Raw genomic sequence first — 7,316 nt, 5'->3', positions numbered from 1 at the left:
CGAGAGCGAAAGTGTTATCGCGCAGTCACTGTCCCCTTGATCGCGAGCTGGAGCTATCACCCACAAGCGGGGCGATACGTGTCCCGAGCACAAACGCCTCATTGCGCGCCCCTGTACTCGAACGAATGAGATTGGCGCCATTCGGGTTCGCCTTTCTCGCGAAGCGCTGCTTGCGGCCGAGCAGCTATTGAATTCAGGCCGCTGCATAGTTCATATTGACTATCTAGTCGTTTTGACTATAATGTACAAATGTGATTAGCGGTGGGCGTTTGCCAGACAGGAGGAAAGGCTAGTGACAAGCGTATCTCAAGCTCCAGGGTCGCACGTGCTCCGTATCCGGTGCCACGGGTTCGCAACTGCGTTGAAGATCACCCTCGGACAGTATGCATTCAAATCGGAGGTGTTGGAGTGTGTCGGCGCCGACCTCGGCAAGGCAGGGAGGTCCAGGGCATGACATCAGGCGCTGCAGCTCTGTGCCTCGGGCCTGGCGGCTCGGACGGGTTTACAGTTCGTCAATTTACAAGGCGAAGGCCGGCGGCAGATGAAATCGAAGTCGCCGTGACCGCGGCTTCGGTCAACCCGATCGATGTGCGCCGCTCCGAGGGCTACGGCAGGAGGCTGCTATCGCTGATCGGAGCCGGCAGGTTTCCGTTAGTGCTCGGCAACGACCTTGCGGGTACGGTTACGGCGGTAGGCTGCCGGGTGGTGACCTTCAAGATCGGCGATCGAGTTTACGGCGTAAAGCCTGCTTCAACCGCGGGGACTCACGCCAGCCATGTGCTGGTCAAGGCTATCCACGTGCTGGCCGTTCCGGAAGGCCTTGACCTTCACCCGCTCGCGGCAATTCCCTACAGCTTCACGACAATGTGGCTGGCTGTACGCGGAGCCGGCCTTACCCGGGAGAACGCCGCCGGAAAGACCGTGCTGGTCCACGGTGCCGCCGGCGGACTGGGGACGTTAGCAACGCAGATGCTCTCCGCATGGGGCGCGAGAGTTACGGCGATTGCTCGGAGGTCAAACAGCAAAGTGTGTCTTGAGGCGGGTGCCAGCGAAGTGGTCGAGCAAACAGACAAGTTGTTCGGCTCCCTGGGGCGTACTTTTGACGCAACTCTCAACTTCGCCACTTGGGAAGATGATCGCGCATTGCTAGGCTGTCTGCGCGACGGTGCGCTCGGTCACGCAACCACCGTGCACCCAATGTTAGGGAACTTCGACCGGCTTGGCTGGCTGCGCGGTATGCTAAAGACAGTCTCGCAAAAGAAGGATCACCGACGCGCGCTGCCGGAGGGCGCCAACAATTACACATGGGTCCTCTTCAAGCCGGACAAGGCAGCACTGGATGATTTGCGCCAGTTCGTCGAACACAACCATGTCAGCCTGCCGATCGGGCTGTGCAAGCCGCTCGCCGCAGCAGGCGTGGCTTTTGACCACGTCCGGAAAAGACAGCCGGGGCGCGTGCTGCTGCTGCCCTGACACCACAGTCGAGACGTTGCGACGAGCGCGAAGGGGCGCACCTCAGGCTTTCATAAGGTGCGTTGTCCATCAAAACATGCGTCCGGCCGAGATGCTTTATCCAACCCTATTCAGCGCTGGCCGAGGCCGAGAGCTCGAAGCGTCGCGTCGAGCGCTTGGCTGGTCGTTCCGGGCCGGGGACCTCGCGCAATAATTCCGCGCGTCACCTCAAGCCATATTCCAATTGCGATGTCGGCTGCCAACTCTACGTCGCGCACGCTCACCCGACCTTGGGTAATCGCTTCCCCGATGTCCGCCTTGAGATTCGCGCGGACCCCCATGCCGAACTCAATGGGTGATTGCGAGCTCTGAATAACAAGGCGGGCCCAATCCGTGTCCGCGCTCGCGCTAGCCCTGCTGGTGCGGTCGGCTGCGACCATCCCGAACTCCGCGATCATATCGGATCGCAGTTCCGTCCCGGCATGTCGTGGGAGCGATACCGACAGTGGGAGGTTGACCACGTCAAACCGTTGGGACTGGCAAGGGACATTGGCGAGCTAATCCAGCTCTGCCATTACACGAACCTACAGCCGCTCTGGCGGCGCGAGAACCGAGCAAAGGGCGGGCCCTAGTGCCCCGTCCCCGTCCGTGCATCTTTTGGAGGCGTTCGGCCGAGGCTGTAGGCGCGGCCTTCTTGAGGCCGTACGTCGATCCCGGCTAGCGGTTAGGCTAAAAGGCTAGCTCTTTATACCTCGGCATAATAGCGGGTGGACTTCGCCAAAGGTTAGCTGTGCTTGTCGCGGAGGAATACTCCTGAACGGTTCCAGGAAAAGAGAAACATGCGAGAAGATACTTCTTGGCAACCCGGATTTTTCTGATGACTAGTAATCATGGCTCTTCAGCAGAGCAGGCAGGACCAAGCACGAGCGCCGGGGCGTGGGGCCTGCGTCACGCGCCTTATCATGGGCAAGGGCGGCAAGAACGAGGTCAAAGAGTTCACTGGGATGTGGCGCGAGCACCCGCAGGCCACAGCGAGCACATCGGGCCGTTTGTGCGCACCACATCCTGAATCCAGCGACTCAGCCGCGCCGCGCTGCTCCAATGACGATCGGATGACCAAGATGAGTTTCACGCTGCAAATAAACGGGGCTCCGAAGGCGGTTGATGTCGACGGCGACACACCGCTCCTATGGGTCATTCGCGACGTGCTCGGCATGACCGGCACGAAGTTCGGCTGCGGGGCGGCGCTCTGCGGCGCCTGCACCGTGCATATCGACGGCGTCGCCACGCGCTCCTGTATCACGCCCGTCGACAGCGTGGAGGGGGCCGAAGTCACGACGATTGAGGCCATCGGCGCTACGCCGGTCGGCGCACAGATCCAGAAGGCTTGGCTCGACCTTGATGTCCCGCAATGCGGCTACTGCCAGTCCGGGCAGATCATGTCCGCGGCGGAGCTCCTAGCCGGCAATCCTGATCCAAGCGATTCAGACATCGATGCCGCGATGGCCGGTAACGCCTGCCGCTGCGGGACTTATCTGCGCATCCGCGAAGCTATCAAGCAAGCCGCCGCGACCTCGACCTCGAGGCAGCAAGGAGGCTGATCATGACCGATCATCTGAACAATCGTTCCGCGCCACAGCCGGTGTCGCGCCGCGATATGTTGAAGGTTGGTCTCGGTGCCGGGGGCGCGCTTTTTGTGGTCTTCGGCTTACCCGGGCTCGCCAAACATCTTCGACCTGATCCGGGTGGACACACCGCGAGTGCTGTCACGAAGGCCGAAGCCGAGACTTCCCCGTTCACTCCCAGCGCCTTTATCCGAATTGCCGCCGACGGGCAGGTCACGTTGACCATGCCATACGTCGAGATGGGCCAGGGCGCTTACACCTCCATCCCGATGCTGATCGCGGAGGAGCTGGAGGTGGACCTGGAGCAGGTCACTTTGGAGCACGCGCCGCCTGACGAGACGCTCTATGCGAACCCGCTGCTCGGGGTGCAGGCAACCGGCAACTCGAGTTCCATACGCGCGGCCTGGCAGCCGTTGCGGGAAGCCGGTGCGGTCGCGCGAACCATGCTCATCGCCGCAGCGGCCGCGCGCTGGAACGTCGAGTCCGGGTCCTGCCGCGCGCAAAGCGGTGAAGTGCTTCACGCGCCGACCGGGCGGCGGCTCAGCTATGGCGAGCTCGCCGCCGACGCGGCGCAGATGCCCGTCCCCGCGCGCGTCGAGCTCAAGCGACCAGAGGAGTTCCGGCTGATCGGTACGCCCGCCAAGCGCCTCGACACGCCGGCGAAGGTGGACGGCACGGCCGTCTACGGCATCGACGTTCGCCCGGCGGGTGTGAAGGTCGCGACCTTGGCGCAATCGCCGGTCTTTGGCGGCCGCGTGAAAACCGTAGACGATGCGGCGGCAAGGGCCGTGAACGGCGTACGTCAGATCGTTGTGCTGGGTGATGCGGTCGCCGTGGTGGCCGATCACATGGGCGCGGCGAAGAAAGGCCTTGAGGCGTTGGTGATCGAATGGGACGACGGTCCCCACGCCAAGCTGAGCACAGACGCGATCGCGGCCGAGCTTGAGAGGGCGACGCTCGGCCCGGGAGCGGTGGCGCAAGACATCGGCGATGCGGACAGCGCAATGGCGAGTGCCGCCACCCAGCTCGAAGCTACGTACTATGTCCCGTTCCTCGCGCACGCGACGATGGAGCCGATGAACTGTACGGTCCACTTCCGCGGCGACGAGGTCGAAGTCTGGGTTGGCACTCAGGTGATTGCGCGAGTCCAGGCTGCCGTTGCCGATGCAGCCGGCGTTCCGCTCGACAGGGTCGTCGTCCACAACCACCTGATCGGCGGGGGCTTCGGCCGGCGGCTGGAGCTGGACGGCGTGACGCGTGCCGTGGAGATCGCGAAGCACGTCGATGCGCCGGTCAAGGTCGTGTGGACGCGCGAGGCAGACATTCAGCACGACATGTACCGGCCGATGTTCTTCGACCGGATCTCCGCCGGGTTGGATGCGAAAGGGATGCCGGTCGCCTGGAAGAACTGCTTCGCCGGATCCTCGGTCATGGCGCGGTGGTGGCCACCGGGCTTCAACAACGGCCTCGACGCCGATACGACCGAAGGTGCGATCCATCTGGTCTATTCATTGCCCAACATGCACGTCGAGTATGTGCGGGTGGAGCCGCCGGGGATTCCGACCGCGTTCTGGCGCGGCGTCGGGCCCTCGCACAATGTCTTCGTCACGGAAAGTTTTATGGACGAATTGGCCGCAGCGGCGAAGCAGGACCCGGTCGCCTATCGGCATGCCCTTCTCGGACAGTCACCCCGTGCCAAAGCCGTACTCGAACTTGCCGCAGAAAAGGCGGGCTGGGCCCAGCCGCTGCCCGAGCGCGCCGGCCGGGGCGTCTCGCTCCAGTTCGCCTTCGCGACTTATCTAGCGCAAGTCGCCGAGGTGGAGGTGAATAGCGACGGCGGCGTGCGCATCCGCCGGGTGGTTTGCGCCGTCGACTGCGGCACGGTCGTCAATCCGGACATCGTCCGAGCCCAGATCCAAAGCGGCGTGATCTTCGGGATCACGGCGGCCCTCTATGGCCAGATCACGGTGAAGGACGGGCGTGTCGAGCAAGCCAACTTCGATACGTATCAGATACTGCGCATGGACGAGACGCCGGCAATCGAAGTGCACATCGTCGAAAGCTCGGAACCCCCGGGCGGCATGGGAGAAGCTGGAACATCGGCTATCGGTCCTGCCGTGACCAACGCGATCTTTGCCGCGACCGGCAGGCGCTTGCGCAAGCTGCCGGTCGACACGGTCGCTTTGCGAGCGCCAGACTAACCGGCTGACCTGGCGCCGGGAAGACCGATCCTCCATCTCGTTTCATCCTCTCGCAGACCTCGGCGGGTGAGTTATCGGGCTACATCGTCGCGTGTGCCTGATCTGATGCTCGGCGCAAGACCGGCTTGACCAACCCCGCCTTCGAATATCTGAAAGACGCACTTGGAACGCACGCGGCCGAAGCTCGCGTGATCACTGCGCCGGACGGCCACTATGGTCATGCCGTCGTTAGCCGTTGGCCACTGCGCGACACCGTTCTGCATGACGTTTCGCTCGAGGGGAGGGAGCCACGAGCAGCGGTCATGGCCACAGCCGAATTGAGTGGCTACCCCCGGCGACATACGCGACTGGGGCGATTCCTATGCAAGTTTCCCGGCCGATCGGCTCGTCTCATTTCGCGACGAGCGGATAAAGGCGGCCAAGACCCACCCATCATAAAACTGCGACAGCTCGATGCGCTGACGTTTTCCGGCGGTGGCAGCAGCGACGAGTTCGGAGCTGGAATTCTCGCCGGCTGGGCCAAGGCCGGGACCAGGCCCAAGTTCGACATTGTCACCGGCATCAGTACTGGATCTTTGATCGCGCCATTCGCGTTCCTTGGGCCGGCTTACGACGACAAGCTCAAGCAGGGGCTTCACCACGTCAAGGATGCCAACATCTATATCAAGCACAGCATCCTCGGCGTGCTGTCGAGCGCCTCCTTCACGAGCAACGCGCCGCTCGCCAAGCTGCTCGACGAACACATTACCGAGGATATGCTCGATCAGATCGCCCGGGAGTCGGGGAAGGGACGGCGACTCTTCATCGGACCAACCAACCTCGACGCGGATCGAGCGGTAATCTGGGACATGGGTGCCATCGCAGCGAGCAATCGGCTGGACCGGTTGAAGCTCTTCAAGCAAGTCATCCTGGCTTCCACATCCATTCCCGGCATTTTTCCCCCCGTCGAACTGGAGGTGACTGCAGCGGGCAAGACCTATCACGAAATGCATGTCGACGGTGGCACCAGCAACCAGGTCTTTCTGATGTCCGCCGGGTTGAGCCTGCGCGAGATCGACCAGACGTTCCACACGCGGCTCAAGGCGCGGCTTTACATCATCCGCAACGGCAAGACGACAGCAGAACCAAGCATCGTCAAGGCCACGTTGCCTGACATAGTTGATCAGGCTGGTTTAGGAAACCCGCCAAAACGGTTAAGCGCTTATACGCCGGCATAATACCAAGAGTAGTCCAGGCAGGGTTAACGTTAAAACGGCCCTGAGATCCTGTTCCTCCCACCAGGGGCCGACTGCCGCGCCGGTGTGCCCTTGACCGCAAGAACCTCCCCCCTTGCCGGCGCGGCCCCCCAAAACGGCAGAACAACGCTTTCGCGGCCCCTGTCTTTTGCGGGCCGTGTTTAAGGAGCATGCTCTGCGACCGGAAGGTGGGCGCGGATGAAGTCAGCGAAAGATGCGATCAGCCTTGCCGGATCCCAGAATGGAGCGCGTTGACACGAGAGGGAAGTCGGTGAAGCCTCCAAGATGGATGTGGGCAATAACGAGCGGAGCGGTGTGAAGATGAACGGCACCGTCCAAGGCGGGCCGAAGAGGAGCGCCAGGAAAATCACAGGCAGCCAGGAGCGCCTAGACGCTCCTGGCTGGCAGGCGATGTCGAATCTGGCCCGGCCTGACCCGCTCCAAGCCGCCTGGGATGACGGCGAACGCGTTGTCACACGGCAGATACGCCAGGACGAGAAGGCCGGGCCGCAGCCTGTCCTGGTGGTGCGGCCTGCGACCGAGCACCCGAGCCGAGCCTGGCTGGACAGACTCGCGCACGAATATGGCCTGAGGGACGAGCTCGACAGTGCGTGGGCGGCAAAGCCCCTGGAGTTTATCAAGGACAATGGCCGCAGCGCGCTGATCCTGGAGGACTGCGGCGGCGTGCCGCTCAGTCGGCTGATCGGGGAGCGCAAGCATGGCATGGCGGCCGAGCTCTCACTCTTTCTGCGTCTTGCCATTGGCATAGCCGTAGCGGCTGGCAAGGTTCACGAGCGCGGTCT

General features: G+C 62.7%; 5 protein-coding genes and 1 pseudogene. 5 read left to right on the top strand and 1 reads right to left on the bottom strand.

The genetic code is table 11. The features are described from left to right. The first annotated feature begins 450 nt into the window (after nt 1-450). Nucleotides 451-1,473: an alcohol dehydrogenase catalytic domain-containing protein gene (locus NMG70_RS29435; RefSeq protein WP_254027729.1), complete on the top strand. Its 1,023-nt coding sequence runs from the start codon at nt 451-453 to the stop codon at nt 1,471-1,473. A 110-nt stretch (nt 1,474-1,583) separates the two neighbouring features. On the opposite strand, the gene NMG70_RS29430 is transcribed toward NMG70_RS29435, so the two are convergent. Continuing rightward, nucleotides 1,584-1,892 (bottom strand): hypothetical protein, encoded by a 309-nt coding sequence (locus NMG70_RS29430; protein ID WP_254027728.1) that lies wholly within the window; start codon nt 1,890-1,892, stop codon nt 1,584-1,586. Nucleotides 1,893-2,573: 681 nt separating this feature from the next. On the opposite strand from NMG70_RS29430, the gene NMG70_RS29425 reads away from it, so the two are divergent. The 4 genes and pseudogenes from NMG70_RS29425 to NMG70_RS29410 all read left to right on the top strand — a co-directional run. Continuing rightward, nucleotides 2,574-3,053 carry a (2Fe-2S)-binding protein gene (locus tag NMG70_RS29425; RefSeq protein WP_254027730.1) on the top strand — a complete coding sequence of 160 codons (480 nt, stop codon included), beginning with the start codon at nt 2,574-2,576 and terminating at the stop codon, nt 3,051-3,053. A 2-nt stretch (nt 3,054-3,055) separates the two neighbouring features. Further along, nucleotides 3,056-5,278, top strand: a complete 2,223-nt coding sequence (locus NMG70_RS29420) for a xanthine dehydrogenase family protein molybdopterin-binding subunit (RefSeq protein ID WP_254027727.1) — start codon at nt 3,056-3,058, stop codon at nt 5,276-5,278. 125 nt (nt 5,279-5,403) lie between these two features. Further along, nucleotides 5,404-6,495 (top strand): patatin-like phospholipase family protein, encoded by a 1,092-nt coding sequence (locus NMG70_RS29415; protein ID WP_254027726.1) that lies wholly within the window; start codon nt 5,404-5,406, stop codon nt 6,493-6,495. 339 nt (nt 6,496-6,834) lie between these two features. Next, a pseudogene (locus tag NMG70_RS29410) lies at nt 6,835-7,316 on the top strand (hypothetical protein); the annotation flags it as partial.

The organism is Mesorhizobium ventifaucium, from assembly GCF_935822925.1.
Taxonomy (GTDB): domain Bacteria; phylum Pseudomonadota; class Alphaproteobacteria; order Rhizobiales; family Rhizobiaceae; genus Mesorhizobium; species Mesorhizobium ventifaucium.
This window is presented reverse-complemented; position numbering and strand designations above follow the sequence as displayed.

What these genes read in the sequence shown, in the direction of transcription:
- NMG70_RS29435 (WP_254027729.1), top strand. Translation starts at nt 451, where the DNA reads ATGACATCAGGCGCTGCAGCTCTGTGCCTCGGGCCTGGCGGCTCGGAC.
- NMG70_RS29430 (WP_254027728.1), bottom strand. Translation starts at nt 1,892, where the DNA reads ATGGTCGCAGCCGACCGCACCAGCAGGGCTAGCGCGAGCGCGGACACG.
- NMG70_RS29425 (WP_254027730.1), top strand. Translation starts at nt 2,574, where the DNA reads ATGAGTTTCACGCTGCAAATAAACGGGGCTCCGAAGGCGGTTGATGTC.
- NMG70_RS29420 (WP_254027727.1), top strand. Translation starts at nt 3,056, where the DNA reads ATGACCGATCATCTGAACAATCGTTCCGCGCCACAGCCGGTGTCGCGC.